The following is a 24617-nucleotide window of genomic DNA, read 5'->3' on the forward strand; positions in this document are numbered from 1 at the left end:
GGCCGCGGGCCGTGCGCACCGGAGCGGCCGAACCTAACAGGACGTCAGGTCGCAGCGGTGCCGTGCCGTGCGCCCGGCGCCCGCGACCACCCGGCCGGGCGACCCGGACTACGGCGAGCGGCCCCTTCCCGCCGGCCGGGCCCGGCCGGCGGGAAGGGGCGTCGGGAGGGCTCAGAGGAGCCGCCACAGGTGGTCCGTGGTGCCGTTGTCGTTCCACTGGGTGACCTGGGCGCCGTTGTTCTGCGAGGCCCCGTCGACGGCGAGCAGTTTGCCGCTGCGCACGTTGACGATCTTCGACCAGCCGTCGCCGTTGTCGACGATCCGCCACAGGTGGTCCGGCGTCCCGTTGTCCTGGTACTGCTGGACGTGGGCGCCGTCGGCGGTGCTCTGGACGTTCACGGCGAGCGCCTTGCCACTGTTGCGGTTGACGATGCGGACCGTCCCGTCGCCGTTGTCGAGCAGCGTCCACAGGTGGTCCGGTGTCCCGTTGTCGTCCCACTGGGTGACCTCGGCGCTGTCGGCCAGCGACATCCCGGAGACGGCGAGCACCTTGCCGCTGTTGCGGTTCTGGATCCGGTGCCAGGCGGTGCCGCTCGCCGCGGGCGGCAGCATCAGGGCGAACATCCCGCCGACCACCGGCCGGTTGGCGAAGCCCTGCTGGGCGCCGCTGGCGACGACGTACCAGTCGGAGAACGGCACCCGCTGCGGGCTGGTGTTCGCGAAGCCGTAGACGCCCTCGACCAGCAGGTTGCGCACCGCCGGGCGGTCGGCGAGCCAGGCGGCCGTCCACACCTCCCAGTCGCCCTTGGTGTAGGCGTTGCGCGGGTCGAGGACGACGCCGTACGCCCCGGCCCGCGCCTGGTACCAGGCGGCCTCCTGGGCGGCGACGCCGGTCGGTACGAGGTCCAGGCCGAGCAGGCGGTCGGGGAAGCCGTTGTACTTCAGGCTCCAGGTGCCGTCCTGGTCGTAGGCCAGCTTGAGGTGGCTGCCGGAGGAGTCCTGGGCGAGGCTGACCCAGCGGCTGGCGTAGCTGCGCGCGGTGGTGAGGTAGCGGGCGGCGTCCGCGGTGTTGCCCGCGGCCGTGGCGATGACGCTCATCGCGCCGATCGCGACGATGCCCTTGAGCGCCAGGTTGGCGCTGTGGCCGATGAAGCCGGTGAAGTCGTCGGTCTGGTTCTGGAAGCCGGGGTCGAGGGCGTTGGCGACCAGGTACTCGGCCCACTGGTGCAGGATCGGGTAGTGCGCCTGGGCGAAGGCGGTGCCGGAGGCCAGCCGCTGGACGAGGGCGGCGACCATGACCAGCATGTCGGCGGACTCCTCGACCGGCATGTCCTCCTCGTTGCCGTCGTTGTGCCCGGTCGCGTTCGGGTAGCCGGAGCCGAGGTCGTGCTCGGCGAACTGCTTGGGCCAGCCGCCGTGCTCGGCGTAGTCGAGCAGCGGCAGCAGGAGCAGCCGGAGGTAGTCGGGCGACAGGTACAGGTACCCCGGGAAGGCCGGGTAGGTGACGTCGACGGTGGAGACGTTGCCGTCGGAGGAGATCTCCTTGAGGAACGCCCAGGGGAGCCGCCACGGTCGACGAGCTCGCTCCCGCCGACGGCCTGACGCAGCGCCAGGGCGCAGACCGCCGCGTAGTGCTCGCCGGTGGTGCCGCCGCCGGCGGCCGCGGCCGCGTCGGCGTGGATCCGCTGGTCGAGCGCGGTGCCTGCGGAGAGCGCGGCCGGGTAGTCCGCGTCGAACCAGTCGAGCATGTCCGTCCAGGAGCCCCAGTAGTGCGTCCACCAGGGGTTGAGGTTCGTGCCGAGGTAGCTGATCGCGGGGGTGCGGACATGGCCGACGGTGACGGTGAACGGGGCCGATGCCGCACCGGCCGCCACCGTGCCGAGGTCCCGGTTCAGGCCCAGGACGGGCCAGCGGTCGTTGATCGCCCGGGGCTTGGCGCCGTCCACGGTGCCGGCCAGCCGCCCCTGGCCCGCGGAGGCGGCGCGGACGACGGTGTCCTGCCCGATCTGCCAGGTCACGCCGCTGCCGGTCGCGGTGGCCAGTACCAGCGATCCCCAGCTCGCCTGGTCGCCGTGCTCCCCGAGCACCTGCGGCGAGGCCGGGCGGCAGGTGAGGGCGGTCATCCGGCCGGTCTGCTGCTGGTCCCAGGTGACCTGGGTGGTGACGTCGCCGTGCACCCACTCGCCGGAGACGTCGACGTGCAGGTCCACGGTGTGGCTGCGGCCGTCGGTGGCGGCGGCCTGCACCGTGATGTAGCTGAGCGGCACGCTCTGGCGCTGGAGGTTGCCGAGGTCGACGGGGAGAAGAAGGTGACGGTCAGGGTGACGCCACCACCGGTGAGGGTGTAGATCGAGCGGGTGGCGGTCAGCGTCAGGTCGGTCTGCTGCATCGGGGTCAGCGCCGGGCCGCCGGGTACCGACGGGGCACCGGCGAAGACGTAGGCCGCGCCGTCGATCCGGGCGATCCCGCACAGCGCGGTGATGTGGCCGTTCCAGAACGCCGGCCAGGTGCCGACCAGGCTGTCCCCGGGCAGCCAGGTGCTCAGGTACGGGGAGCGGACGGCGAGCGGGACGGCGGGCGGGCGCAGCGGGCCGAAGGTGGAGGCGGCCGCGGCGGCCGCCCCGGGGGTGGCGGCCGCGGCACCGGCCGGTCGGGCCGCGGACACGGCGGCGGCCGCGACCAGCGCACCGCTCCAGCGCAGCAGGTCGCGGCGGCCGGGCAGGCGGCCCGGGGTTCCGGAGGTCGCGGGGGTGTGGGGGTTCACGTCGGTTCCGTCCTGTGGGGTGGGTGGAGACGGCGGCGTTCGGCCCGGTCCGGGGCGGCGGTCCGGGGAACGTCCGGGGCAGTCGTCACGGCGGTGGGCAGCGGGCAGCAGGCACCAGATCGGGCAGGGGCATGACAGGCATGGCGAGGCCGCCCTGCGGACGCCGCGGATGGGCGGCGGGCAGCGGGCGTCGCGAGGGTGGCGCGGGGCGTCCGACCAGGGTCCCCGGTGGCGCGTGCACCTTTCTTCCAACGTTGGAAAGTCCTCGCAATCGGAATGACAGCACGGGCCGCGCCGCCTGTCCAGAGCGGCGGCAGAACTCTCCGGGCGCCGTGCGAAGCGGTGCTGACCGCGTGTCAGCCGTTCGGTGACGGACGGGCCCGGCAGGCCGCGGTCGTCCGGTCCCGGCCGGGGCCGGGGCCCGGTGGCCGTGCCGCCGGAGGCCCGCCGTCCCGTTCGGCCCGTCGATTTGACCTGGAGCGCACTCGAAGTCCGACGATGGGAACGTCCCCGTTACGGGCTCCCGCAGGCCCGCCTCCCGGTCACGAAAGAAGCGTCCGCCATGAGCACCTCCCGCCCCGTCGTCCTGATCACCGGCACCTCTAGCGGCATCGGCCTGGAGACCGCGCTGGCCGTCGCGCGCACCGACCGGCACGTGGTGGCGACCATGCGCGACCCCGGCCGGGACGAGGCGCTCCGAACGGCGGCCCGCGAGGCCGGTGTGGCCGACCTGATCGAGGTCCGCCGGCTCGACGTCACCGACCCCGCCTCCGTCCTGGCCTGCGTCGCTGCGGTGGTGGCCGACCACGGGCGGCTGGACGCGCTGGTCAACAACGCGGGCGCCGGGCACGTCGGCACGCTGGAGCTCGACGGTGTGGCCAAGGCCCGGGAGGTGATGGAGGTGAACTTCTTCGGCGTCCTGACCGTCACCGAGGCCGCGCTGCCGCACCTGCGCGTCGCCGGTGGACGACTGCTGACGGTGACCAGCGTCGGCGGTGTCGTCGGCCAGCCCTTCAACGAGGCCTACTGCGCGGCCAAGTTCGCCGTGGAGGGCTTCATGGAGTCCCTGCACCCCGTCGCGGCCGGCGTCGGCGTGCGGGTCACCGTCGTCGAACCGGGCGCCGTCGCCAGCGAGTTCGTCCGCAACGCCGGTGCGGGGGAGATGGCGGACCGGGTGGCCGCGGCCGGGCCGTACGCCGTCGCCCTGCAGAACTACCTCGCGCGTACGGCCGACGCGTTCGCCGCCGCGCAGTCCTCGGCGGAGGCGGCCGAGGCGGTGGCCGCCGCGCTGACCGCCGACCGGCCGGCGTTCCGGATCCAGACCTCCGAGCGCGCCCGGGCCTTTGTGGGCGTGAAGCTCGCCGACCTTGACGGCGACAAGGTCACCGGCCTGACGGCGGGTTGGGTGTCCTGACCGGCGGGGGCGCCGCGGCGCGGCCCGGCCGCCGTCGCCCGCGCCGCGCCGTCCCCCGCCGGTCAGCCGACGGCCCCGCCGGGTGCGGGGATCACCGCCGCGGCGGTGCCGGGCGGCACGAGGCGCAGCCGCAGGGCCTGCGTCGGTGTCGCGGGCTGACGGGTCCACCGGAGGTCCGCCACCTCGTGCCGGGAGCCCTCGCCCAGCCAGTCGGCGGCGGCCTGGAACAGCGCCCGCGCGTCGTCGCCCGCGAGCACCAGGGTTTCCTCGCCCTCCACGGCGACCCACAGGTCGACGTGGCTGTTCACGAAGGCGCCCGCCCGGTCGCGCAGCTCCTCCGCGACCGGGCGCGGCAGATCGGTCTCGGTCTCCATCGAATCGTCTCCTTCCGCTCACACATCCGTCCACGCCCACCGCTACCCCGGGTCCGGGCGGTCACACCCCGTGGATCGGGCGCCACGAACCGTTCACCCGGATGCCGCGCCGTCATCCGGGTGGCCGCGGACCGCTGGCGCCGGACGGGTACCGCGGAGTGGCATGGACACCAGATGGCACGGGCCCCGCCGGATCGGTGGCGGCCCGAACACCGGGGAGGTCGACGTGTACGAGATGCGTGCGGAGCACGAGACGATGATCGACGGCTCGGACCAGGCGTACCTGTGGCACGCGGTGCTTCCGGGCGGTGGCACCGTGGCCGTGGCGCTGTGCGGGCGCTGTGTGCCCGAGCCACCGCCCGGGCGGGCGCCCGGCCCCGAGCGGTACTGCCCGTCCTGCATGGACGAGGTGGCCGACGCCATGACCCGCGGCAGGTCGAACTGACACCGCGCCTCAGGGCCGTCCCGTCACGGCCCCATCGTGTTCGGCTGTCCGGGTGCGACAGGGGTCCCCTCGGGCCCGTTCCCGTCCGCTGGGGCGGCGCCTCTGCCCGGACTGGCCGAGGGACACAGTTGGGCGAGGTCGCCGGGTGGCGACAGCTTGAAGAGCAGGAGGGACGGGCGGGTGTGACGGTGGAGAGGCTCGGCGCGATCCTCGGCGTGCCGGGCCCATGCCCTGGGAGGACAACAGCGCGGCGGCCCTGAACGGTCTGCGTTTTCCGGCTGATGACCGATGGCCGGCGGACAGCGGACACCTGACCGAACAAGATCGCCGCACCAGGAGTCCACGAAGCCCGAGAGCAGGCCCGCCACGAACACGCGTCCGGGCGCACCCCCGTGGCGCATGCCCGCGCCGACCACCAGCGTTGGGAGGGCCCGGCGCGCCGGATCCACTGCCGCGACCCTCGTCCGGTCTGCTGCCTCGCCGCCGCCGGGTCGCCGGCCTCGTCTCCGACCCGTCAGCCAGCACGTCTGCAGTCGGCTGAAGCGCGGCCATCACCGGCCGAGTATCCGTGATCGCGATGCAAAGTCGACGTACGCGTGCGATTCGTTCTGTTGGCGCAGAAGGTTCTTACCCCGACGGCCCGGGTACGCCGAGGATTGCCGTTCCGAACGGATCAGTAGCGGGGGTTGGTGTGTCGGACCTTGAGCGGGCTGCAGCAGAACACGCGCGGTTGCAGGCGGAGCGTGCTCGTGCCGGAGCGTCTGCGCGGGACAAGGTGCGGGAGGAGGAGGCCCGCAACCTGCAGAGGGTGCGAGCAGGGGTCCGCGACCTCGTCGACCTCGCCGCCCGCCGCCGCGTTCCCCTGTTCCGGCTCTATTGGGAGATCACGCATGGGGGAGAGACGTTGTGGCACAGCTACACACGGACAGGGCTGCAGTGTGTGGTCGCACTCGATTGGAATGAGGCGAGCCGCGAGTTCAGCGCTTTCAGCGGCTGGGCGGTTGCCACCGACGGCTCGTTCTTCAGGCAGGTGAACCTGGCTGGGGACTACCAGAGGCGGCGGGGGGACATCCGTGAGCAGCGGGCGGTGTGTGCGGAGTCGGACGTCGACGGCTACAGTCAGCTGACAGGCCGCTTCGGTGCGAGTAACACCGACTTCTTCATGAGGCAGTTCGTCGCCGCGGCGTCTGCCCTGATGGCGCCTGTGGAGCTGGCCGACGGGAAGAGGACGGGCATCCAGCCCGACGGGTGGATCGGCTACTGGGCCTGACCCATGGTCAGCGGCCCGGAGATTCAGCCGGAGCCCGCCGGGAGGGCCCCTCGGGGAACCAAGCCTACGAGTGGTCAGGCTCGGCGGCTCGTTCGAAGGCCGCTACCGGCCGGCCGGCGGGTGCGGAGGTCCCGGGTGCGGAGGTCCGGTGCCCTGCCAGATCCGGCGGTAGCCCTCCGAGAGGGGTCCGCCGGCCAGGTGCAGCACCTCACCGCCGGCCCCGGCCAGCAGGGCCGGATCGTCGGCCTCGCAGAGCCGCCGGTGCCCTTCGAGGAGGGCCCCGCCGAGGACGGGGTCGGCGGCGAGCAGCCGCCGCGGCAGCCACTTCCCGGTGCCGGTCCAGGCGCGGCGGCCGTCGCAGAGCAGGTCGGCCGCCGAGCCGAGGACGGTGCCCGCGACGGCGAGGCGCTCGAAGCGGTCCCGGGTGTCCGACAGGTCCGTCAGCAGGTCGGTGAGGGTGTACCGCCTGCTCTCGACCGCCTCGGGACCGAGCGCCGGCGGTCCCGCGAGCAGTTCGGCGGCGGCCCGTTCCTGCACCTGCGCGGCCCTGCCGTCCCGGTCCGTCAGGACGAGGCCCTCCGCCCAGATGTGCTGGAGCAGGGCCCGGCGTGACGCGGCGTCGACGGCGAACAGCTCGGCCAGGCCTTCCGGGGTGTGCACGAAGAGCTCGACCACGCGGCCCCCGGAGCGGAGCGTCTCGCGGTGGGTGCTGCCGTCCGCGGTCAGCACCGCGATGTCGAGGTCGGAGGCGGCCGTCGCACGGCCGGCCGCCGCGGAGCCGCCCAGGACGGCCGCCGCCGCGTCGGGGAAGCTCGCCCGGACCTACCCCGCCCTCGTCCGGGGTGCGGTGGTCTACTCGCCCTCGGCGCAGGTCAATCCCGGTCTGCCCGGTGGCGGCAACGCCTGAACGGTGGGCGGCCGGGCCGTCCCGCAGCAGCCGATCCCGCTGGACCGCGTCGGCGGCCCGATCCTCGCCGTCGCCGGAGCGGACGACCTGTTCTGGCCGTCGGCGGGCTGGGCGCGGGCCATCGACGCGGCCCGGCCCGGCGCCGCGCCCCGGCAGGCGCTGGTCTACCCGGGCGCCGGCCACGGTGTCGGCACCTTCCCCCACCTCGCCGCCCCGACGCAGTTCGTCAACCCGACCAGCGGCCGGATCGATCTGCTCGGCCGTACCCGGGCGGGCAACGCCGCGGCCCAGGCCGCCGGTTGGCCCCGGGTGCTGGCCTTCCTCGACGCCCTGCCGTCCTGACGCCCGCCCGGGCCCACCACCGCACGGGGCATCGACCCCGCGGTCGGGGGTGCCCGGGTGCAGTGCGAAGATCGTGCGCGGCGCCGCGACCCGGCCGCCGGCCGCCCCGGGCGGACGGGGAGGGCGACGACCGCCGCCCGGGGCCGGGCCCGTACGTCCCGGCCGGGTGAAGAGTTTGTATGCTGCGGGGAATCTCTACAGAGATGTAGAAAGTGAGCCGGTGCGTCATACGTCACGTGGGCTCGGAGCCGGGAACCAACCGGCCCGGTTCCCGCGTGTGGGTGGTGGCTGGGGGGTCTGGGGAAGGGAAGTCCGTATGGCTGGGCGCAGGGCTATGACCCGGGAATCCGACGTGGTTCCCGGGCACCGGGCCGCACGCCCCGGTGCCGGGCACGGCGGCGCCGGGTACGACGGTGGTGGGTACGACGACGGCGACCGGGCGTCCGACGCCGGCGGCGGGCGGGCCCGGCGCAGGCGGCGCTCCAAGAAGGAGATCGCCCTCTGGGTGCTGGCCGGCAGCCTCGCGCTGACCGTGCTGGCCGGCGGCGTCGTCTACTACCGGCTGAACGGCAACATCAGCACCTTCGACGGCGACGGCGTGAGCAAGGACCGCCCCGACGCGGCCGCGCCCGACGCGCAGGGCCGTACCCCGGTGAACGTGCTGCTGATCGGCTCCGACTCCCGCGACGGGGCCAACAAGGACCTGGGCGGCGGCGTCGAGGGCGGTGCCCGCTCCGACACCACGATCCTGCTGCACGTCTATGCCGACCACAAGCACGCCGTGGGCGTCTCCATCCCCCGCGACTCGCTGGTCGACATACCGTCCTGCATGCTGCCCAACAAGACGTGGACCAAGGCGCAGACCCACGTGATGTTCAACAGCGCGTTCGAGGTCGGCAACACCGTGCAGGGCAATCCGGCCTGCACGCAGAACACCGTCGAGAAGATGACCGGACTGCGGGTCGACCACACCGTCGTCGTCAACTTCCAGGGGTTCGCGGCGATGACCAGCGCCGTGGGCGGCGTCGAGGTCTGCGTCCCGAAGGCGATCTACGAGGGCGACCTCGACCCCAACCTCGGCCACAAGGGCAAGCAGATCTTCGCCCAGGGCCAGCAGAAGGTCTCGGGCGCGCAGGCACTGGACTACGTCCGGCTGCGCCACGGCATCGGCGACGGTTCCGACATCGGCCGGACCAAGCGCCAGCAGGCCTTCATGTCCTCGCTGATCAAGGACGTCAAGAGCAAGGGCATGGACCCGACCACCCTGCTGCCGCTGGCGGACGCCGCCACCAAGTCCCTCATCGTGGACCCGGGCCTGGGCTCGGCGCAGAAGCTGATGTCATTCGCGCTCTCGCTCAAGGCCATCGACCTCCACGACATGAAGTTCCTGACCATGCCGTGGCGGTACGAGGGCGCGCGGGTCGCGGTCGTGCACCCCGACGCCGACCAGCTGTGGGCGGCGCTGAAGGCCGACCGCACCCTGGACGGCCAGGATGCGAGCGCCAGTGCGGACGCGCAGAGCCCCGCCCCGGCCGCGAGCAGCTCCGCCCCCGCGACGCCCGCCGCCGTCAACGGCGCCGGCGTCCGGGTCGCCGTCTACAACGGCACCTCGACCGCGGGCCTCACCCTCAAGGCCTCGGCGCTGCTGGAGGCGTCCGACTTCACCGTCACCGGCAAGGCCAACGCCTCGACGCGGGACCACCGGACGACCCTCGTCCAGTACGGCCCCGGTGAGCGTGCCGCGGCCCAGAAGGTCGCGGCGCTCTTCCCCGGCGCGACCCTGGAGGCCTCCTCGCGGGCCGGTGTCTCGCTCGTCCTCGGGGCGGACTTCGCCGCCGGGGACGGCGGGTCCTCCTCGGACTCGGTGCCCTCCGGCCCGCTGCCGACCAGCGTCAGCTCGGCGGCCCGCTCGGCCGACGACGACCCCTGCGCCAACCTCAGCTACGGCTGACGGTCCGTCCGGCACGACGCCGCCGCCCCGGAGCCCACGCCCCGGGGCGGCGGCGTCGTGCCGGACGGCGTGGCCGCGCCGGTCGTCGCGTGTCGTGCGCCGTGAGCGGGGTCGGCCGGGGAAGGCTTCGGTCATGAACGCCGTCCTGCACGCCCTGAAGATCACCGGTTCCATGACCTGGGAGATCACCTGGGCGCTCATCCTCGGATTCGCCCTGTCCGCCGTCGTCCAGGCGGTCGTCCGCAAGGCCACCGTCGTCGGCCTGCTCGGGGACGCCCGCCCGCGCACCCTCGCCGTCGCCGCCGGCCTGGGCGCGGCCTCCTCGTCCTGCTCGTACGCCGCCGTCGCGCTCGCCCGGTCGCTGTTCCGCCGGGGCGCGGACTTCACCGCGGCGATGGCGTTCGAGATCGCCTCCACGAACCTGGTGGTCGAGCTCGGCGTCATCCTGGCGCTGCTGATGGGCTGGCAGTTCACCGCGGCGGAGTTCGTCGGCGGTCCGGTCATGATCGTGCTGCTGGCCGTGCTCTTCCGGCTGTTCCTGCGGGACGCGCTGCTGCGGGAGGCCCGCGCGCAGGCGGACGAAGGGCGTGCGGGCTCCATGGAGGGGCACGCCGCGATGGACATGTCCGTCCGGACGGAGGGCTCGTTCGCCCGCCGGCTCCTCTCCGGCGAGGGCTGGACGGCCACCTCGCACGTCTTCGTCATGGAGTGGGCCGCGATCCTGCGCGACCTGGTGCTCGGCCTGCTCATCGCCGGGGCCGTCGCGGCCTGGGTCCCGGACACGTTCTGGCAGACCTTCTTCTTCGAAGGACACCCGCTGGCCGCGAAGATCTGGGGCCCGCTGATCGGACCGCTGGTGGCCATCGCGTCCTTCGTCTGCTCCATCGGCAACGTGCCGCTGGCGGTCGTGCTCTGGAAGGGCGGCATCAGCTTCGGCGGCGTCGTCGCCTTCATCTTCGCCGACCTGCTGATCCTGCCGATCCTCAACATCTACCGGAAGTACTACGGCGCCCGGACGACCCTGTTCCTGCTCGGCACCTTCTACGCGTCGATGGTCGTGGCCGGCTACGTGGTCGAACTCCTCTTCGGGGGACTCGGACTGATTCCCGATCCGGCGGACGCCACCATCCCCATGGAGGGCGTGTCCTGGAACTACACCACCTACCTCAACATCGTCTTCCTGCTGCTCGCGGCCGCCCTGGTCGTCCGGTTCTTCCGTACCGGGGGCCGCGGGATGCTCCGGATGATGGGCGGCTCGCCCGACACCGGGGGCGGCGAAGGGCACCGGCACGCACAGGCCGAGCAGGGCTGAGCCGACCGGGTGGCGGTGGTGACCGGGGGCCGGCCGGGCGGTTAGTCGGTGCAGACCCGTCCGTGACCAAGGAGACCGCGATGCGCACCACCGTCCGAACCGTCCTCGTCGGCGCACTGCTGGGCGCAGCCGCCCTGGCGGCCACCCCGACGGCCTCGGCCGCCGGGGGCGCCGCCTACCCGGCGCCCTCCAAGCAGGAGCACCTGTACACCATCCCGGTCGGCGGCATCGCGGACGTCGGCGACCTCACCAAGGTCAGCCTCCTCGGCTACGACTTCGCCGGGCTGCTCGGTCACTAGTGCCGCGTCCGACCGGACCCGACCGGCACCGCGGCAGCGGGAACGCCGCCCCCGGTCCGGGGGCGGCGGAAATCTCGGGCCATGAGCATGTTCAATCCGTATCCGGACGGGCACATACCACTTGACAGGGCGTCAGGATCGCCGCAGGCCGCCGGGGCCCGGCCGCGGACGACGGCGCCGGGAACGACCCGCAACCGAACACCGAACCACCGAACGCCGAGATACCGAACGCCGAAAGACCGATCCACCGACTCAGGGCCACCGAGATCCGCGGCACCTCCCGCCGCCGGCGACCTCCGTCCTGCCCTCCCGACCACCACACCCTTGCCGCGGGCGCGCGGCCGAGGCCTGTCCGACAGGCCCTCGCCGCCGTGCCCGGATCCGGCGCACCACGAAGGGGTACCGATGGCCGACCTCTACCTGCCCGGCGCCGAGCGGCGCCAACTCGACGACGCCCCCACGGCCGGAGACGGCGGTTGCCGCACCATCTGGCACATCACCTGGGACCGCAATGCCACCGCCGATGCGCCGGCGGACCTGCTGCCCTTCGACACCCTCGCCGGCTACTTCGCCGGTGACGGCGCCGGCGTCGCCCCCCACCTGCTGTGGGACCCGTTCACCGGCCGCGCCGTGCAGTACTTCGCCGCGACCTCCCGCAGCAAGTCCGTGGTCAACGCCCCCGGCGGGGTGGAGACCAACCGCAAGGGCAACGTCTGCATCCAGATCGAGAGCCTGTTCTTCCCGTACTGCCGGGTCGACGGCCGGGTCTACCCGACGCTCGCGGACGCGCCGTGCACCGGCCTCGCCGGGATCGTCGACTGGCTGCGGTCGTGGGGGTCCCGGACGTCTGGCCGATGGGCGCGCCCACCTGGTCGGCCAACCGTTCGGCCGCGACCTGGGACACCCGCAGCGGCCACTACGGCCACTCGCAGGTGCCCGAGAACGACCACACCGATCCCGGGCCCATGCCCGACCTGTTCCGCGTTCCGCCGAAGGGCCGGCCGGCCGACCGCCGCCGGCTCGACGAAGAAGTGAGGTAGCACCGCATGGCCATCGTGATCGGCACCATCGGGCCGGGCTTCCTGGACGGCCACCCGGAGAACGCCACGCTCATCCCGCTCCCGCCGCAGAACGGCGGCGCGGTCGGGTGGGGCCCGGTCTACCTCTCCTTCGGCAGCGACTTCGGCGACGCGCAGCTGCGGGTGGCGCTGTGGAACGACACCTCCAGGGGCTGGCGGATCGCCACCGTCCAGGTCCCGGCCGCCGGCGGCCGGGTCGGCGTCGGCATCCAGGACGGCGACTCCAAGGCGTCCGTCGGCCGGGTGAAGGCCTCGGCGACGGACACCGGCCTCTGCCCCGTCGGCTACCTCATCGAGACCACCCTCAAGGCCTGAGGGCGCCGCCTCCCCGCTTTGGGGCCGGGTCAGGCGGTGCCGGCCGCGAGGCGGCTGCGGAGCGCGTCCGCGAGGCGTCCGGCGGCGTCCGGGTGGTGGGACAGGAACAGCCGGGGCTCGGCGAGTTCGAGCTCGATCAGCAGGGGCGCGCCGTCCGGGGCACGGACCAGGTCGACCCGGGCGTAGAGCAGGTCGGCGCGCTCCGGGACGGCGGCCAGCACCTGCTCGGCCGCCGCCAGCTGGTCGGCGTCCGGCTGCCGGGCCGTGTCGGTGAAGCCGCCGCCCGCTCCGGCGAGCATCGGCCCGCGGCGTATCGCGTGGCTGAACTCCCCGCCGATGAAGAGCAGCGACGTCTCGCCCTCGCTCTCCACCATCGGCAGGTAGGGCTGCACCATGGCCGTCCGCCCGGCCGCGCCGAGGGCGGCCGCGTGCGCGGCGGCCACGGCACGGTCGGTGGTCCGCACGGTGTCCCGCGCGCCGACGGACACCGTCGGCTTCACCACCAGCTCCGGCCAGTGCGCCGTCTCCTCGCCGAGCGGATCGCCGGGCCCGACCCAGGCGGTCGGCACCACCGGCACGCCCGCCCCGGCGAGCGTCCGCAGGTACGTCTTGTCGGTGTTCCACTCCAGGACGGCCGCCGGGTTGCAGAGCGTGGTGAGGGCGGCGGTGCGGTGCGCCCAGGCCAGGAACTCCGAGCGCCGCGTCGTGTAGTCCCAGGTGCTGCGGACGACGGCGGCGGTGTACCCGGCCCAGTCGGCGGCGGGGTCGTCCCAGACCACCGCCTCGGCGGCCAGGCCGACCCGTCCGAAGGCCTCCAGCGCGATCCCGATCTCCATGTCCGGCGCGTCCCGGCTGGTCACGTAGGCCACCGTGGCGCGAGGGCTGGACAGGTCGGACACGTGGGCTCCCGGGCTGGTACTCGTACGGACGGCGCCCCGAAGCCTCTGCCGCGGGGCGGCCGGCTGTCAACCGGCTTTCCGCCCCGGCCGGCCGCGTCCGGCGCCGTAGGCTCCGGGTATGGCGGAACTGGTGGGGGACGGCGAGCTGGCGCTCTCCGAGGTGGTGGCGAACCGGACGATGAACCGGGGGCGGACGCTCGCCGGCGTGAACAGCTATGCCCGGGAGCTCGGCTTCGACCCGGCGGAGCGGCTTCGGGGGCACCCGGGCGGCTGGCTCGACCTGTGCAGCGGCGAGGGGCTGGCGCTGCGAGCCGCCGCGGCGGTGCTGCCACCGGGCACCGCACTGACCGGTGTCGACCTGGTCGGGCCGCTCGTGCCGCCGTCGCCCGTGCCGGGCCTGCAGCTGGTGACGGCCTCGGTGGCCGGGTGGCGGCCGGCCCGGAGCGGTTTCGGGCTCGTCACCTGCGTGCACGGTCTGCCGTACCTGGGCGACAAGTTGGGCCTGCTGGCGCGCTGGGCCTGCTGGCCCGCCCCCGACGGGCTGCTGGCGGTGACCTTCGACCCCGGGTCCGTCCGGCACGCGGACGGCCGTTCGGCGGCGCGTCCGGTGCTGGCCGCGCTGCGGGCGGCCGGGTTCCGGTACTCCTCGGCGCGGCGGCTGCTCACCCTGCGGGGCGGGCGTGAACTGCCGCCCGCCTTCGAGGGGTTCGACTATCTGGGGGCCGATCCGGCGGCCGGCCCGAACTGGACCGGCCAGCCGGCCGTCGCCTCGTACTACGGCTGAGCCGGCCGGTCTTCCGTCCCGGGCCGGCCGGCCGTCCGGCGCAGCTTCAGGGTGTTGTCGGTGCGGGTGACGGGCAGCCCGTCGGGCCCGGTCGTCGTGCGCTCGTGCTCCTCGCTGCGCAGGACCTCCCACGCGCCCGGCGGCAGCCGCAGACCGGCGAGCACCTCGTCGGGCGTGGGCAGGTCCAGGTGGACGCCGGGGCGGTGTCCGCCGTGCGAGGCGTGGCCGACGACGAGCAGGACGCCGCCGGGTGCGACGGCGGCGGCGGCGCTGCGCAGGATCTCGTCCCGCGGCAGCGCGACCTCGGAGTGCAGGAAGTGCGCGGAGACCAGGTCGAACACCCCGTCGGGGAAGGACACCGCGAGATCGTGCTGCTGCCAGTCGATCCGGTCGGCGACGCCGGCCGACTCCGCCTGCTCGGCCCCGCGGGCGAGGGCGATCCGGGAGACATCGACGGCGGTGACCTGCCAGCCGCGCCCGGCGAGCCAGACGGCGTCGGCCCCCTCGCCGCAGCCGAGGTCCAGCGCGTGCCCGGTGGCGAGGCCGGAGACCTCGCGCACCAGGACGGCGTTCGGGTCGCCGCTCCAGATCCGGTCGCCGCTGCCGTAGCGGGTGTCCCAGAACTCCTCGGCCGTGACGTCGGTCTGCTGGTCGGTCGTCATGCGGTTCCTCGCTCCTGCGGTGGTCTCGTCGGGGTGTGCCCGGCGCACCTCGGAGGTGCGCCGGCCCTGGTCGAGATCGTGCGTCGGCGGGCCGCGGACCGGCAAGGATTGTTGCCGGTTCGGCAACAGGGCCGCTCGCGGGGGCGTGCTACCGGTCCGCGGTGAGGTCGGCGAGCAGCCGGCGGCCCGCCGCCCAGTCGCCGAGGCCGGAGTCCGCGTTGACGTGCCCGTACGGGCCGAGGTCGACGAAGCGCGACCCCCAGGCGGCCGCGAACCGGCGGGCGCGCGCGGGGCTGCACCAGGGGTCGTCGCTGCCGGAGACCACGGTGCTGGGGAAGGGCAGCGGGCGCAGTGGTACGGGCCGGAAGTTCACCAGTTCGGGGACATCCGCGGTGTCGATGTCGGCGGGGGCGACCAGCAGGGCGCCGAGGACGCCTGGGCGGCCGCCGGCGGCCGCCCAGTGCGCGACGGTGATGCAGCCGAGGCTGTGTGCCACCAGTACGACGGGCCGGTCGGCGGCGGCGACCGCCCGGTCGAGGGCCTCCACCCAGTCGGCGCGCTGCGGCTCGTCCCAGTCGGCCTGCGCGACCCGCCGGAAGGACGGGTCGGCGTCCTCCCAGCGGCTCTGCCAGTGCGCGGGGCCGGAGTTCCGGTAGCCGGGCAGGACGAGGTGGAGCGGGCCTTCGGTGGTCACGGCAGTCTCCGGAGGTCGGCGGGTCGGGTCAGTGGGCGGACGGCAGGACTTCCTCGACGGTGCTGGTGCCGGCGCCGGGCCGGGACTCCCACCGCCAGCTCTCGTCGAGCCGCAGGCGCCCGTCGGTGAGCCGGGAGAGCGTGCTGACGCAGTGTCCGCTGCTGGTGTCGCCGTCGTGGTTGAGGTGGACGTAGCGGAAGTCGAGGGTGTCGCCCGTCCGGGTGCCGACGAGGTGGCCGTGGACGATGGCGCCGCCGCGGTAGGAGGCCCACACCCGGCCGTCCTCCTCGCGGTAGGCGAAGCTCGTCGCCGTGCCGACCTCGCCGTGCTCCGCACGGGCGGTGGGAGCGAAGACCAGACCGTCGAGGGATGGCAGCATGGGCGTGCGCTCCTTCCGTGCGGGGCGCCCAGTCGATCACGGCGGTGCGGGCGGCTGCCATCCGCTTCCGGATGGCGAGACGTGGCCGGACGTGGCCGGACGTGGCCGGCCGGGGGCCGGCCTGCCGTCCGGCCGTCAGAGCACGGGCTGGACGTCACCGGTGGTGGTCGTCCGGCCGCTGCCCCGGCCCGGCAGGTCGCCGGGCGGGATACCGGGGTGGTGGGCGGCCCGGTCGGCGTCGTCCGGGCCGTGCGCGTCGCCGTCGCCGAAGGCGATGCGGGAGACGATGCGGTAGCGGTCGCCGCGGTAGACGGAGTGCACGTACTCGACCGCCCGGCCGGTGGCGTCGGTGGTGAGGCGTTCGAAGAGCAGGGCGGGGGAGAGGGCCGGGACGCCCAGCAGCCGGGCCTCGTTCTCGCTGGTGACGGTGGGCTCCATGGACTGGACGGCCTCGCGGACCTGGATGCCGTGGCGCTCCCGGAGCAGGTCGTAGAAGTCACCGGACTCCATGTCCGCCGGGGCCAGCCCGGGGACGAGGACGGCCGGGATGTGCAGGTACTCGATGGCCATCGGCTCGCCGTCGACCAGCCGCAGCCGGGCGATGTAGGTGAGGTCGGCGCTGGGGGCGACCCGCAGCCGCCGCCCGATCCGGGCACCGGCGGGCACCGTCGAGAACTCCAGGACGCGGCTGGCCCAGCTGCCGGCCGCGCGCGGGACGCTGAAGGCGTGGTCCTCCGGGGACATCGCCATCTCCTGGGTGATCTTCGCCGGGGCGACGAACATGCCGCGTCCGTGCTCGCGGACGATCGACCCGGTGGCCACCAGTTCGTCCACGGCCGCGCGCAGCGTGGGGCGGGAGACGCCGAGCCGTTCGCACAGGGTCCGTTCGGAGGGGATCGGGTCGCCGGGGGCGAGCGACTCGACGAGGTCCCGCAGGTAGTCGCGCACCCGGGTGCGCTTGCGGGCCGTTCCGGCGCTCGCGTCGTCCATGGGGATCCCTTCGTGCCGCGGCCGTGGACGGGACCGAGGGTAGCCAGCCGGTGATCGTCCCGCCAGCACCTTCCTGTCCGAACAGATTACCAGTGACTTACCAGTTGGAGCGTGACTGCCCTGGCACATCGGGTCAGGTCTTGATTTTCCAAAGGGTTGACGCCGCGAGTGGTCTATGCCACCTTCTCTTACCAGTGCTGCACCAGTTCGCAAGTGGTAAGTTCCCAGTCGCTCTCCCCGAGGTGAACCTCCCCGTGAGACCCCCTGCGATGACCCCCTCCCGCCGTTCCGGCGCCGCCCTGCTCGCCCTGCTCACCGCCGCCGGGCTCACCGCTTGCGGCTCGTCCGGCAGTTCGTCCGACACCGCCGGCACGCCCACCCGGCTGACCGTCTGGATCATGCGCGACAGCGTCACCGACGGATACCTCCAGCGCTTCAGGGCCGACTTCGAGAAGGGCCACCCGGGCACCACCCTGGACATCCAGATCCAGGAGTGGGACGGCATCGGCCAGAAGGTCACCAGTGCCCTCGCCAGCAAGGACGCCCCCGACGTCATCGAGGTCGGCAACACCCAGGTCGCCCAGTACGCGGCCAGCGGCGGCGTGCACGACCTCACCGACAAGGTCGCCGACCTCCAGGGCGCGGACTGGCTGCCCGGCCTCGCCGAACCCGGCCGGATCGACGGCAAGCAGTACGGCATCCCGTGGTACGCCGCCAACCGCGTCGTCATCTACAACAAGGACCTCTTCGCCCGGGCCGGCATCACCGCCCCGCCGAAGACCCGCGCCGAATGGCTGGCCGACACCGCCAAGCTCAACACCGGTGGCAACGAGGGCATCTACCTCAGCGGCCAGACCTGGTACGCGCTGGCCGGCTTCATCTGGGACGAGGGCGGGGACCTCGCCGTCAAGGGCTCCGACGGGAAGTGGCAGGGCACCCTGGAGACCCCCAGGCGCTCGCCGGCCTGGCCTTCTACCAGCAGCTCCAGGCACTCGGCAAGGGGCCCAAGGACTCCGACGAGGCCAAGCCGCTGCAGGCCGAGGTGTTCGCCAAGGGCCACAGCGCCCAGGTCATCTCCACCCCCGGCGGGGCCGCCGCGATCACTAAGGCCAACCCCGCCCTCAAGGACAAGCTCGGCTTCTTCCCGATCCCCGGCAAGACGGCGGACAAGCCCGGCGCGGTCTTCACCGGCGGCTCCGACCTGGTCGTGCCCGAGGCCTCCCGCCACCGGGCGGCCGCGTACGAGGTGGTCAAGGCGCTGGCCGGCGCGGCCTGGCAGAGCGACATGGCCAAGGAGATGAGCTACGTCCCCAACCGGGTCTCGCTCGCCGGGGCGCTCGCCGGCAACGAGGGCGCGACAGCCATGGCGGTCGGAGCGGCCAACGGCCACGCCACCCCCAACTCGCCCAACTGGGCCGCCGTCGAGGCCAACAACCCGATCAAGCAGTACATGACCCAGGTGCTCACCGGCGCCGACCCGGCGACCGCCGCGAAGACCGCCGACGAGGCGATCACCAAGGCCCTCAACAGCACCGACTGAGCCACCGGTACCGACTGACGGAAGGTCGCCCCCGCCGTGCCCACCGCCGCCCGCCCGCTCGCCCGCCGCGCCCCCGGCGCGACCGCGAGCAGATCCGCCGCCCGACGGCCCGCACCCGCAGCCCTCTGGCCGTACCTGCTGATCGCCCCCACGCTGGTGGGCACGGCGTTCCTCCTGCTGTACCCGCTGCTGCGCAACCTGCTGATCTCCGTGCAGCACTACCGGATGGCCGAACTCATCCGCGGCCGCCCGGCGTTCGTCGGCCTGGACAACTACACCACCCTGCTGGGCGACGCCGAGTTCTGGACGGTCGCCGCCCGCACCGCCCGCTGGACGGCGCTCAATGTCGTGCTGATCATGCTCCTCGGCACCCTCGTCGCCCTGCTGCTCGTCCGGCTCGGCCGCCGGATGCGGCTCGCCGTCACCGTCGCCCTGGTCCTCACCTGGGCCACCCCGGTGATCGCCGCGACCACGGTCTTCCAGTGGCTCTTCCAGTCCCGGTTCGGCGTCGTCAACTGGGCCCTGGACCGCGTCGGCCTGCACCGGTTCCACGACTACGCCTGGTTCGCGCACGGCGACGCCACCTTCGCCGTGCTGGTCGTCCTGGTGGTCTGGCAGTCCGTGCCGTTCGTGGCGCTCACCCTCTACGGCGGCCTCACCACCGTGCCCGGCGAGCTCTACGAGTCCGCCCGGATGGACGGCGCGACCGCCTGGCAGACCTTCCGGCTGGTCACCTTCCCGGTGCTGCGCCCGCTGTTCGCGCTGGTCACCTCGCTGGAGGTGATCTGGTGCTTCAAGTGCTTCGCACAGATCTGGGTGATCAGCCAGGGCGGCCCGAACTCCGCCACCACCACCCTGCCCGTGTACGCCTTCCAGATCGCCCAGTCCCTGCACAAGTACGACCTCGGCTCGGCCGCCTCCACGGTGACCGTGCTGATCCTGCTCGGCGTCCTGCTGTTCAACCTGCGCCGGCTGCACCGTGAGGAGGCGACCGACCTGTGACCACCGCCCCTGCCGCTCCGGGCCTCCGCCCTGCCCGGGCCGCCCGCGCCCTGCGGCGCGTGCCGCTCAACGCCGCCGCCCTCGCCGTCCTCGCCACCGCCGCGTTCCCGGTCTACTGGATGGCCTCGACCGCCTTCAAGCCGACCGGCGACATCCAGGCCGGCACCCCCACTCTGCTGCCGCTGCACCCCACCCTCGACCACTTCCGCACCGCCGTGCACGCCGCCGGATTCGGCACGTTCTGGCGCAACAGCCTGCTGGTGACCCTGGGCGCCGTCCTGCTCTCCCTGCTGGTCGGCCTGCTCGCCGCGTTCGCCGTCGGCCGACTGCGCTGGCGCGGCCGACGGGCCTTCCTGCTGATGGTGTTCATCGCCCAGATGGCGCCCTGGGAGGCCCTGCTGATCCCGGTGTACGTCATCGCCCGGGACGCCGACCTGCTCGACAGCCTGACCATGCTCACCCTGGTCTACTTCATGACCACCCTGCCGTTCACCGTCGTCACCCTGCGCGGCTTCCTCGCCGCCGTGCCGGTCGAACTGGAGGAGGCGGCCCGGGTCGACGGCTGCACCCGGGCCGGCGCCTTCCGCCGGATCACCTTCCCGCTGCTGGCGCCCGGCCTGCTCTCCACCTCGCTGTTCGGGTTCATCACCGCGTGGAACGAGTTCGCCTTCGCCAACACGCTGATCATCAAGAACCAGGACGCCCGCACCCTGCCCGTCTGGCTCTCCTCGTTCTCCAACGTCTTCGGCACCGACTGGGGCGCCACCATGGCCGCCTCCTCGCTGTTCATGCTCCCCGTGCTGCTGGTCTTCCTCGTCCTGCAGAACCGCGTCACCTCCGGCCTGACCGCCGGTGCCGTCAAGGGCTGACCGCCCCCACCCTGGAGAAAGCGACCGTGATCCTCCCGACCCCCGTCACAGCGTGCGCAGCACCGGACGGTTCACCCTCCGACCGACCACCGCCGTGCACGCCCCTGGCGCCGCCGCGCCCGCGGCCGACCTGCTCCGCACCCTGCTGCGGCCCGCCACCGGCCTGCCGCTGCCGCCCGCCGCGGACGGCACCGTGGTGCTCGCCGTCGACCCGGCCGACCGGGAGCTCGGCGCCGAGGGCTACCGGCTGAGCGTCACCCCCGAGGGGTCCGGCTGGTCGCCGCCGCCGCGCAGGGCCTGCTGGCCGGTGTCCAGGCGATCCGCCAGCTGCTGCCTGCCGAGGCCCTGGGGGAGCGTCCGGCACCCGGCACCGCCTGGGACCTGCCCTGCCTGACCGTCACCGACCGCCCCGCCTTCCCCTGGCGCGGCCTGATGCTGGACGTCGCCCGGCACTTCCTGCCGGTCGGCTACCTCCGGCGCACCGTCGACCTGCTGGCCCTCCACCGGATGAACGTGCTGCACCTGCACCTCACCGACGACCAGGGCTGGCGGATGCCCGTCGCGGCGTACCCGCGGCTCACCGAGGTCGGCGCGGTCCGCCCGCGGTCGATGGCCGGCCGGGCCGGCAGCGGCCGCTTCGACGAGCAGCCGCACGGCGGCAGCTACACGGCGGCGGAGCTGCGGGCCCTCGTCCGGTACGCGGCGGACCGCGGCGTCACCGTCGTGCCGGAGATCGAGATGCCCGGCCACGCCCGGGCCGCCCTCGCCGCCCACCCCGCGCTCGGCAACGTGCCCGGGCGGCAGCTCGGGGTGTGGACGGAGTGGGGCGTGTGCGAGAACGTGCTCGGCGTCCACGACGAGGTGATGGACTTCTGCCGCACCGTCCTCGACGAGGTGATGGACGTGTTCGACTCCCCGTACCTGCACCTCGGCGGCGACGAGTGCCCGACCCGCGAGTGGGAGGAGAGCCCCGCGGCGCAGCGGCGCGCCGCCGACCTCGGACTGGCCTCGCCCAAGGAGCTGCACGGCTGGTTCCTCGGGCAGGTCGGCGCGCACGTCCTGGCCGCCGGCCGCCGTCCGGTGGTCTGGGCCGAGGACAGCTCGGCGGGGCTGCCGCCGGAGTTCACCGTGATGCCCTGGCGGGACGGCGACCACGCGCTGGCCGCGGCCCGCAGCGGACACGACGTCGTCCTGACCCCCTACCGCTCCACCTACCTCGACTACCCGCAGTCGGACGCCCCCGACGAGCCGCTCGGCCAGGCGGGCGCCGTCGTCGACGTCCCCGCCGTGTACGACCTCGACCCCGGCCCCGCGCACTGGACGCCGGCCGAACGGGCCCGGGTGCTCGGGGCCCAGGCCCAGCTGTGGACCGAGTTCGTGACCGGCCCGGACGACGCCGACCGCCGGCTCTACCCGCGGCTGTGCGCGCTCGCCCAGCGGGTCTGGAACCCCGACGCCGACCTGGCCGCCGACTTCGAGCCCGCGCTGCGCCGCCACCGCCCCCGGCTGGCCGCCCTCGGCCTCGACGGCCGCCACCCCTAGACCGCTCCCGCACCCGCTCCAACCCGCACCACCCCGCTCCAACCCGCACCACCTCGCACCACGTCCCGCACCGCCCCCACAGGAAAGGGATCACCGTGTCAGGAAAGACCCGCATGCCCCGTCGGCTGCGTGCCGCGCTCGCCGTCTGCGCCGCCGCCGGCCTGGCCGGCGCCGCACTGGCGACCGCGCCGGCCTCGGCCGCCACCGACGCGCTCAGCGTCCAGTACCGCACCAGCGCCACCGGTGCCACCGCCGACCAGTCCGAGCCCTGGTTCGAGGTGGTCAACACCGGCTCCACGACCGTGCCGCTCAGCGACCTCAAGCTGCGCTACTACTTCAAGTCCGACGGCCCCGCCGTCTCCTACCGTTTCGCCTGCTCCTGGGCGGTGAAGGGCTGCGGCAACATCACCGGCACCTTCGGCACCCTGGCCAGTCCGACCGCCACCGCCGACCGCTACCTGGAGATCGGGTTCACCTCCGGCGCGGGCTCCCTCGCCCCGGGCCAGAACACCGGCGACATGCAGCTGCGCTTCTACCGCGCCGACTGGCAGACCCTCACCCAGTCCGACGACTACTCGTTCAACGGTGCGCAGACCACGTATGCGAACTGGGGCAAGGTCACCCTCCAGCGGGCGGGCGCCGTCGTCTGGGGCACCGCGCCGGCCGGCAACGACCCCTCGCCGTCGCCCTCCCCGTCGCCGTCGTCGAGCACCTCCACCCCGCCGACCGACCCGAACGCGCCGGCGTTGTTCGACGACTTCAGCTACACCGCCAGCAGCGACCCCGCCGTCCAGCAGCACGGCTGGACGGTGAAGTCCGGCCAGGGCGGCCCCGGCGTGGCCGGCGCCACCTGGTCGCCCGCCGACATCACCTTCAGCAACTCGGTGATGAACATGCGGCTCACCACCGACGGCACCGCCGCCGGCACCAAGGAGACCGAGCTCCAGACCACCGCCCGCAAGTTCAAGAACGGCACCTACGCGGCCCGGGTGAAGTTCGACGACACCCCGACCGGCGGCCCCGACGGCGACCACGTCAACCAGACCTTCTTCACCTTCACCCCGCTCAACGCGCCGATGGACCCGGACTACAGCGAGCAGGACTTCGAGTACCTGCCGAACGGCGGCTGGGGCGAGCAGAGCAACATCATGTACACGACGTCCTGGGAGACCTACAACCCGGACCCGTGGAACGCCGTCAACACCCACACCGAGAACCGCGCCTCGTACGACGGCTGGCACGACCTCCAGATCACCATCGACAACAGCGCCATCACCTACTACATCGACGGCCAGGTGTTCGGCGTGCACGGTGAGCCCTACCTGCCCGAGACCCAGCAGTGGATCGACTTCAACCACTGGCTGATCGACCTCAACGGCCAGACGAGCTCCACCCCGCGCTCCTACGACGAGCAGGTCGACTACGTCTACTACGTGAAGGACCAGGTGCTCACCCCCGCCCAGGTCGCCGCCAAGGTGGCCGGCTACCGGACGGCCGGCACCGCGTTCACCGACACCGTCCCGGCCGGCTGAGACCGGCCGGAGGGTTCCGCCCGGGCGCTGCCGCCCGGGCGGAACCTTTACCTCCGGTTGACACCCGTGGACGTTCCGGGCTAGAGAGAAAGAATGCGCCTGGGCGTGCCGGCCGACGGTGGACCCGCGGCGGCTGGCCGCGGGCCGGAAGCCGCCGAGCGGGACGACGCCGTCGGGCAGATCCTCGCCGACGCCCTCGGCCGCGCGGTCTCCGCCACCTCCGCGTACGGCGGCATGGTGTACCTGCCGTCGCAGGACCACCGCACGCTCGTCCTGAGCACCGTCGTCGGCGTGCCGCTGCCGCTGCTCAGCGCTTTCCGCCGGGTGCCCGTCGCCGCACCGCTGCCCGTCGCCGAGAGCTACCGCTCCAACCACACCGTGCTGCTCTCCGGCGCCGAGGAGACCATGCGGCGCTTCCCGCGGCTCTCGGTCGGCATGCCCTACGCCTTCGCCTTCGCCAGCGCGCCGCTCACCAGCGCCGACCTCGTGCTCGGCGTGCTGTGCGTGCTCTGGCCCAGCGACGACGCCGGGCCGCCGCCGGGCGCCCGCCGGCGGCTGCGGGCGGAGGCCCACCGGCTCGCGGACCGCCTCGCGCCGTACGGCGAGACCCTCGCCGCGGTCGACCAGCCCACCGCCGTCCAGCTGCCGCCGCCGTCCGGACCGGCCACCCGGGTGGGCGTCTTCGACTGGGACATCCCCGGCCGGACCCTCACCGTCGACGAGGACCTGTGCGACATCCTCGACATTCCGCCCGGGGCCTTCGACGGCCGCCCGTCCACCCTGCTGGACCGGCTCGCCCCCGAGGACGTCCCGCTGCTGCGCCAGGCCGTCCGGCGGACGGCCCGCGACGGCGTCCCGTTCGCCCGCCGGGCCCGCGTCCGCGACGTCCGGGGCGGCCACCGCACCGTCGAGCTGCGCGGCCGCACCGTCGGCGACGGCACCCACCTGCTGGTCGTCGTCCTCGACGACTCGGCCGGATCCGCCGCCGTCGCCGCGGTCGAGCGTCTGCGCGACGGCGTCTTCGCCCTCGACACCGACGGCCGGATCGTCTACGCCAACCGCACCGCCGAGATGCTCCTCCAGGCCCGCCGCGACGAACTCATCGGCCGCCACCCCTGGAGCGTGCTGCCCTGGCTCGCCGACCCCGCGTACGAGGACCGCTACCGGGCGGCCATGCTCTCCCGGCAGCCGACCGCCTTCCTCGCCTGCCGCCCGCCCGACCACTGGCTGGCCTTCTCGCTCTACCCCGACG

24 protein-coding genes and 4 pseudogenes are annotated in these 24617 nt (G+C 73.8%); 18 read left to right on the forward strand and 10 right to left on the reverse strand.

Annotated features, from left to right (window positions below; all coding sequences use genetic code 11):
• Positions 1–171 precede the first annotated feature (171 nt).
• The 3 genes and pseudogenes from ABEB13_RS36985 to ABEB13_RS36995 all read right to left on the reverse strand — a co-directional run.
• Complete coding sequence (locus ABEB13_RS36985) at positions 172–1779, reverse strand: glutaminase domain-containing protein (protein WP_345709012.1); 1608 nt, start codon at positions 1777–1779, stop codon at positions 172–174.
• Positions 1731–2471, reverse strand: a pseudogene (locus ABEB13_RS36990) (DUF5127 domain-containing protein); the annotation flags it as partial. The gene ABEB13_RS36985 and the pseudogene ABEB13_RS36990, both read right to left, overlap by 49 nt.
• Before the next feature lie 8 nt (positions 2472–2479).
• Positions 2480–2764, reverse strand: a pseudogene (locus ABEB13_RS36995) (hypothetical protein); the annotation flags it as partial.
• Between the two features lie 562 nt (positions 2765–3326).
• Between ABEB13_RS36995 and ABEB13_RS37000 the strand changes: the two are divergent.
• Positions 3327–4178 (forward strand): SDR family NAD(P)-dependent oxidoreductase, encoded by an 852-nt coding sequence (locus ABEB13_RS37000; RefSeq protein ID WP_345709013.1) that lies wholly within the window; start codon positions 3327–3329, stop codon positions 4176–4178.
• 62 nt (positions 4179–4240) lie between these two features.
• Here ABEB13_RS37000 and ABEB13_RS37005 read toward each other — a convergent pair whose 3' ends face one another.
• Positions 4241–4552, reverse strand: a complete 312-nt coding sequence (locus ABEB13_RS37005) for a hypothetical protein (protein ID WP_345709014.1) — start codon at positions 4550–4552, stop codon at positions 4241–4243.
• A gap of 163 nt (positions 4553–4715) precedes the next feature.
• Here ABEB13_RS37005 and ABEB13_RS37010 point away from each other — a divergent pair, with 163 nt between their 5' ends.
• On the forward strand, positions 4716–4997 hold the full coding sequence (locus tag ABEB13_RS37010; RefSeq protein WP_345709015.1) for a hypothetical protein: 282 nt from the start codon (positions 4716–4718) through the stop codon (positions 4995–4997).
• A 775-nt stretch (positions 4998–5772) separates the two neighbouring features.
• The gene (locus ABEB13_RS37015) at positions 5773–6267 is read left to right on the forward strand and encodes a hypothetical protein (protein ID WP_345709016.1); all 495 of its coding nucleotides are present in this window, start codon (positions 5773–5775) and stop codon (positions 6265–6267) included.
• Between the two features lie 102 nt (positions 6268–6369).
• On the opposite strand, the gene ABEB13_RS37020 is transcribed toward ABEB13_RS37015, so the two are convergent.
• Positions 6370–7053, reverse strand: coding sequence for a nucleotidyltransferase domain-containing protein (locus ABEB13_RS37020; protein WP_345709958.1), 684 nt, complete (start codon positions 7051–7053; stop codon positions 6370–6372).
• Here ABEB13_RS37020 and ABEB13_RS37025 point away from each other — a divergent pair.
• From ABEB13_RS37025 to ABEB13_RS37055, 7 genes are all read left to right on the forward strand, one after another.
• Positions 6974–7174: a hypothetical protein gene (locus tag ABEB13_RS37025; RefSeq protein ID WP_345709017.1), complete on the forward strand. Its 201-nt coding sequence runs from the start codon at positions 6974–6976 to the stop codon at positions 7172–7174. The genes ABEB13_RS37020 and ABEB13_RS37025 overlap by 80 nt on opposite strands.
• Before the next feature lie 3 nt (positions 7175–7177).
• Positions 7178–7516 carry an acyl-CoA thioester hydrolase/BAAT C-terminal domain-containing protein gene (locus ABEB13_RS37030; protein ID WP_345709018.1) on the forward strand — a complete coding sequence of 113 codons (339 nt, stop codon included), beginning with the start codon at positions 7178–7180 and terminating at the stop codon, positions 7514–7516.
• Between the two features lie 334 nt (positions 7517–7850).
• Entirely contained in the window at positions 7851–9467 is a 1617-nt protein-coding gene (locus tag ABEB13_RS37035) for an LCP family protein (protein ID WP_345709019.1), read from the forward strand.
• A 133-nt stretch (positions 9468–9600) separates the two neighbouring features.
• Positions 9601–10779 carry a permease gene (locus ABEB13_RS37040; RefSeq protein ID WP_345709020.1) on the forward strand — a complete coding sequence of 393 codons (1179 nt, stop codon included), beginning with the start codon at positions 9601–9603 and terminating at the stop codon, positions 10777–10779.
• Between the two features lie 80 nt (positions 10780–10859).
• Entirely contained in the window at positions 10860–11078 is a 219-nt protein-coding gene (locus ABEB13_RS37045) for a hypothetical protein (protein ID WP_345709021.1), read from the forward strand.
• 405 nt (positions 11079–11483) lie between these two features.
• Positions 11484–12113, forward strand: coding sequence for a hypothetical protein (locus ABEB13_RS37050; protein ID WP_345709022.1), 630 nt, complete (start codon positions 11484–11486; stop codon positions 12111–12113).
• Between the two features lie 11 nt (positions 12114–12124).
• Positions 12125–12472 (forward strand): hypothetical protein, encoded by a 348-nt coding sequence (locus ABEB13_RS37055; protein ID WP_345709023.1) that lies wholly within the window; start codon positions 12125–12127, stop codon positions 12470–12472.
• Between the two features lie 29 nt (positions 12473–12501).
• Here ABEB13_RS37055 and ABEB13_RS37060 read toward each other — a convergent pair whose 3' ends face one another.
• Positions 12502–13371, reverse strand: coding sequence for an ATP-grasp domain-containing protein (locus tag ABEB13_RS37060; RefSeq protein WP_345709024.1), 870 nt, complete (start codon positions 13369–13371; stop codon positions 12502–12504).
• Between the two features lie 118 nt (positions 13372–13489).
• On the opposite strand from ABEB13_RS37060, the gene ABEB13_RS37065 reads away from it, so the two are divergent.
• Entirely contained in the window at positions 13490–14155 is a 666-nt protein-coding gene (locus ABEB13_RS37065; RefSeq protein ID WP_345709025.1) for a class I SAM-dependent methyltransferase, read from the forward strand.
• Here ABEB13_RS37065 and ABEB13_RS37070 read toward each other — a convergent pair.
• The 4 genes from ABEB13_RS37070 to ABEB13_RS37085 form a co-directional block, all read right to left on the reverse strand.
• The gene (locus ABEB13_RS37070) at positions 14146–14817 is read right to left on the reverse strand and encodes a class I SAM-dependent methyltransferase (protein WP_345709026.1); all 672 of its coding nucleotides are present in this window, start codon (positions 14815–14817) and stop codon (positions 14146–14148) included. The genes ABEB13_RS37065 and ABEB13_RS37070 overlap by 10 nt on opposite strands.
• 148 nt (positions 14818–14965) lie before the next feature.
• Positions 14966–15511, reverse strand: a complete 546-nt coding sequence (locus ABEB13_RS37075) for an RBBP9/YdeN family alpha/beta hydrolase (protein WP_345709027.1) — start codon at positions 15509–15511, stop codon at positions 14966–14968.
• Between the two features lie 28 nt (positions 15512–15539).
• Entirely contained in the window at positions 15540–15890 is a 351-nt protein-coding gene (locus ABEB13_RS37080; protein WP_345709028.1) for an avidin-fold protein, read from the reverse strand.
• A gap of 135 nt (positions 15891–16025) precedes the next feature.
• The gene (locus ABEB13_RS37085; protein ID WP_345709029.1) at positions 16026–16880 is read right to left on the reverse strand and encodes a GntR family transcriptional regulator; all 855 of its coding nucleotides are present in this window, start codon (positions 16878–16880) and stop codon (positions 16026–16028) included.
• Positions 16881–17149: 269 nt separating this feature from the next.
• Here ABEB13_RS37085 and ABEB13_RS37090 point away from each other — a divergent pair.
• The 7 genes and pseudogenes from ABEB13_RS37090 to ABEB13_RS37115 all read left to right on the forward strand — a co-directional run.
• A pseudogene (locus tag ABEB13_RS37090) lies at positions 17150–18420 on the forward strand (extracellular solute-binding protein).
• 36 nt (positions 18421–18456) lie between these two features.
• Positions 18457–19422, forward strand: a complete 966-nt coding sequence (locus ABEB13_RS37095; RefSeq protein WP_380232315.1) for a carbohydrate ABC transporter permease — start codon at positions 18457–18459, stop codon at positions 19420–19422.
• Positions 19419–20291, forward strand: a complete 873-nt coding sequence (locus ABEB13_RS37100) for a carbohydrate ABC transporter permease (protein WP_345709030.1) — start codon at positions 19419–19421, stop codon at positions 20289–20291. Before ABEB13_RS37095 ends, ABEB13_RS37100 begins: the two co-directional genes overlap by 4 nt.
• Before the next feature lie 52 nt (positions 20292–20343).
• Positions 20344–20685 (forward strand): glycoside hydrolase family 20 zincin-like fold domain-containing protein, encoded by a 342-nt coding sequence (locus tag ABEB13_RS40960; protein ID WP_425559937.1) that lies wholly within the window; start codon positions 20344–20346, stop codon positions 20683–20685.
• A 38-nt stretch (positions 20686–20723) separates the two neighbouring features.
• Positions 20724–21833, forward strand: coding sequence for a beta-N-acetylhexosaminidase (locus tag ABEB13_RS37105; protein ID WP_425559938.1), 1110 nt, complete (start codon positions 20724–20726; stop codon positions 21831–21833).
• Positions 21834–21946: 113 nt separating this feature from the next.
• Positions 21947–23365 (forward strand): cellulose binding domain-containing protein, encoded by a 1419-nt coding sequence (locus ABEB13_RS37110; protein ID WP_345709031.1) that lies wholly within the window; start codon positions 21947–21949, stop codon positions 23363–23365.
• 435 nt (positions 23366–23800) lie between these two features.
• Positions 23801–24583 (forward strand): annotated as a pseudogene (locus tag ABEB13_RS37115) (PAS domain-containing protein); the annotation flags it as partial.
• Positions 24584–24617 lie beyond the last annotated feature (34 nt).

This window comes from Kitasatospora paranensis (genome assembly GCF_039544005.1).
GTDB classification, from domain to species: Bacteria; Actinomycetota; Actinomycetes; order Streptomycetales; family Streptomycetaceae; genus Kitasatospora; species Kitasatospora paranensis.

Bases quoted from the DNA above. Each gene is read 5' to 3' on its own strand.
- ABEB13_RS37000 (WP_345709013.1), top strand. From the start codon at position 3,327: ATGAGCACCTCCCGCCCCGTCGTCCTGATCACCGGCACCTCTAGCGGC.
- ABEB13_RS37005 (WP_345709014.1), bottom strand. From the start codon at position 4,552: ATGGAGACCGAGACCGATCTGCCGCGCCCGGTCGCGGAGGAGCTGCGC.
- ABEB13_RS37010 (WP_345709015.1), top strand. From the start codon at position 4,716: ATGGACACCAGATGGCACGGGCCCCGCCGGATCGGTGGCGGCCCGAAC.
- ABEB13_RS37035 (WP_345709019.1), top strand. From the start codon at position 7,851: ATGACCCGGGAATCCGACGTGGTTCCCGGGCACCGGGCCGCACGCCCC.
- ABEB13_RS37040 (WP_345709020.1), top strand. From the start codon at position 9,601: ATGAACGCCGTCCTGCACGCCCTGAAGATCACCGGTTCCATGACCTGG.
- ABEB13_RS37045 (WP_345709021.1), top strand. From the start codon at position 10,860: ATGCGCACCACCGTCCGAACCGTCCTCGTCGGCGCACTGCTGGGCGCA.
- ABEB13_RS37050 (WP_345709022.1), top strand. From the start codon at position 11,484: ATGGCCGACCTCTACCTGCCCGGCGCCGAGCGGCGCCAACTCGACGAC.
- ABEB13_RS37055 (WP_345709023.1), top strand. From the start codon at position 12,125: ATGGCCATCGTGATCGGCACCATCGGGCCGGGCTTCCTGGACGGCCAC.
- ABEB13_RS37065 (WP_345709025.1), top strand. From the start codon at position 13,490: ATGGCGGAACTGGTGGGGGACGGCGAGCTGGCGCTCTCCGAGGTGGTG.
- ABEB13_RS37070 (WP_345709026.1), bottom strand. From the start codon at position 14,817: ATGACGACCGACCAGCAGACCGACGTCACGGCCGAGGAGTTCTGGGAC.
- ABEB13_RS37080 (WP_345709028.1), bottom strand. From the start codon at position 15,890: ATGCTGCCATCCCTCGACGGTCTGGTCTTCGCTCCCACCGCCCGTGCG.
- ABEB13_RS37085 (WP_345709029.1), bottom strand. From the start codon at position 16,880: ATGGACGACGCGAGCGCCGGAACGGCCCGCAAGCGCACCCGGGTGCGC.
- ABEB13_RS37105 (WP_425559938.1), top strand. From the start codon at position 20,724: ATGCTGGACGTCGCCCGGCACTTCCTGCCGGTCGGCTACCTCCGGCGC.
- ABEB13_RS37110 (WP_345709031.1), top strand. From the start codon at position 21,947: ATGCCCCGTCGGCTGCGTGCCGCGCTCGCCGTCTGCGCCGCCGCCGGC.